Raw genomic sequence first — 1808 nt, forward strand, 5'->3', positions numbered from 1 at the left:
TCATTGTTACCACATTTTTTTCATTCTTTTCTTTAATAAAAGATTTTCGCAACACTTCAAAAAGTTTCTTTTGGGGTAGTTTTATCATTCTTACAAGCTTCATGATACTATTAATACATGCTCTAGATTTAACTCAAATACTTTTTTATCCAAAGCAAATTGCGCTTGAATTTATTACAATACCACGGAAATTATTTTTACCATCTGTCACTGAGGCCGCCAGTCTCCCTCCAACACTAAGATAATAATTTGATTAAGAGCTCTTTCTAAAAGAGCTCTCTTTTTTTTACATAAACATACCATATACAAAATCCAACCTTAACCACTTAATTACTAATTACTTATAAGAACCTAACTTATAAAACGCATAATAATTATACTTATTTACTAGTATACAAGCCGTATCTCTTAGTAGAAGCACAGCATATTATACGATACAGGACAAAACTTTCAAAACACTTGTCCGAGTTAATTTTCAAAAAGGGGTGAACATAAATGCCTATCGTTAAACCTTTTATAGCTGGAAGACGATTTGTAAGTACAGCAGCAACAGGAACTGCTGCTGGAGCAGATTTAACTTTTGCTAACACAGACTTCACTGATGACACTGGTGCTGTAACAACATTCCCTGCTTCTTATGCCTTTTTAACACTTTATATTAATGGTGTTATTCAAACAGGTGATACTATTACTGGTGTGACTACTACAGCTGCTACTATTGTAGGAGGAGCAGTCCTAGATGGAGGCACTCCTATCGCAATTGAATTTACTATAACGTAACTTTAGTTGTCTTTTTAGAGGTTTCATTAAAAGAAACCTCTAATTTTAAAAATTCACATCAATTTTAGTAGCAACTACATAATACAGTGCAAATACTAGATAGAATGATAGAAATTTATACTCACTCTCAAAAAGAGCACTTATCTATAGTGATCTTTTATATAGCGCAATAATTTTTCGTCTATTTGCTCTTGGAGAATCGACTAAGCAGTTAGCTAAATTAGCTAACTGCTTTTTCCATATTGTATTTATTATTATTCATAGCTTTATCCGTAATAGTAACGCTTGTGCACTATCTACTATAAATTTTCATATATTGTATTATGCTTGTCCAAAATGTGAAGTTAATACTCACGAAATCTAAATACAAGAAAGGAGTGAAAATATGCGCTCATCCATTCGTAAATTCGCTAATTTTAATTGTGAAGCACAAGCACCTAGTACACTACCTGCCCTAGGTTTTGCCTTCAATGCTACTTCACCTCAATTTGCAACATTATTTACACCACTACTATTACCTAGTACAGGCCCAAATCCTAACATTACTGTCCCTGTAATCAATGATACAATTAGTACTGGAACTGGTATTAAAATTCAAGTAGCTGGTATTTATCAAATTAGCTATACATTAACGATTAGTCTTGATAACGTTCCAGTAGCCCCAGAAGCAGCACGCTTTTTCTTGACATTAAATTCATCGACTAATGTTATTGCAGGATCCGGAACCGCAGTCCGTTCTAATATTATTGGAACTGGTGAAGTCGATGTATCAAGTGGCGTCATTCTAATTAACTTAAACCCAGGTGATTTAATTCAAATTGTCCCCGTTGAAGTAATAGGTACAGTAGATATTCGTTCTGCAGCGTTAACAGTTGCACAAATTCGTTAATAAGGTGAAACTTTAATCATTGGGGTTTAGTTCATCCCCCCATGATTATTAGCCCTCACCAATTGGGTTGCCCGTTAATGCGGGATAAAAACAAAAGACTTGGCTAACTAACATTTAATGTTCCTTATACACACTAAAA

The 1808-nt window shown here is 33.8% G+C and carries 3 protein-coding genes; all 3 read left to right on the top strand.

Going from position 1 to position 1808, the window contains the following annotated elements; translation table 11 throughout:
- Positions 1-2 precede the first annotated feature (2 nt).
- The 3 genes from ACQGS6_RS27715 (at position 3) to exsF (ending at position 1669) form a co-directional block, all read left to right on the top strand.
- Positions 3-245 (top strand): hypothetical protein, encoded by a 243-nt coding sequence (locus tag ACQGS6_RS27715; RefSeq protein ID WP_426965975.1) that lies wholly within the window; start codon positions 3-5, stop codon positions 243-245.
- A 250-nt stretch (positions 246-495) separates the two neighbouring features.
- The gene (locus ACQGS6_RS27720; RefSeq protein ID WP_001123247.1) at positions 496-780 is read left to right on the top strand and encodes a DUF4183 domain-containing protein; all 285 of its coding nucleotides are present in this window, start codon (positions 496-498) and stop codon (positions 778-780) included.
- Between the two features lie 385 nt (positions 781-1165).
- Positions 1166-1669, top strand: coding sequence for an exosporium protein ExsF (exsF, locus tag ACQGS6_RS27725; RefSeq protein WP_001257877.1), 504 nt, complete (start codon positions 1166-1168; stop codon positions 1667-1669).
- Positions 1670-1808 lie beyond the last annotated feature (139 nt).

It is taken from the genome of Bacillus sp. GMs2/2, from assembly GCF_050172095.1.
Lineage (GTDB): Bacteria > Bacillota > Bacilli > Bacillales > Bacillaceae_G > Bacillus_A > Bacillus_A cereus.

Excerpts from the sequence above, each read along its gene's own strand:
- ACQGS6_RS27720 (WP_001123247.1), top strand. The coding sequence starts at position 496 with ATGCCTATCGTTAAACCTTTTATAGCTGGAAGACGATTTGTAAGTACA.
- exsF (WP_001257877.1), top strand. The coding sequence starts at position 1,166 with ATGCGCTCATCCATTCGTAAATTCGCTAATTTTAATTGTGAAGCACAA.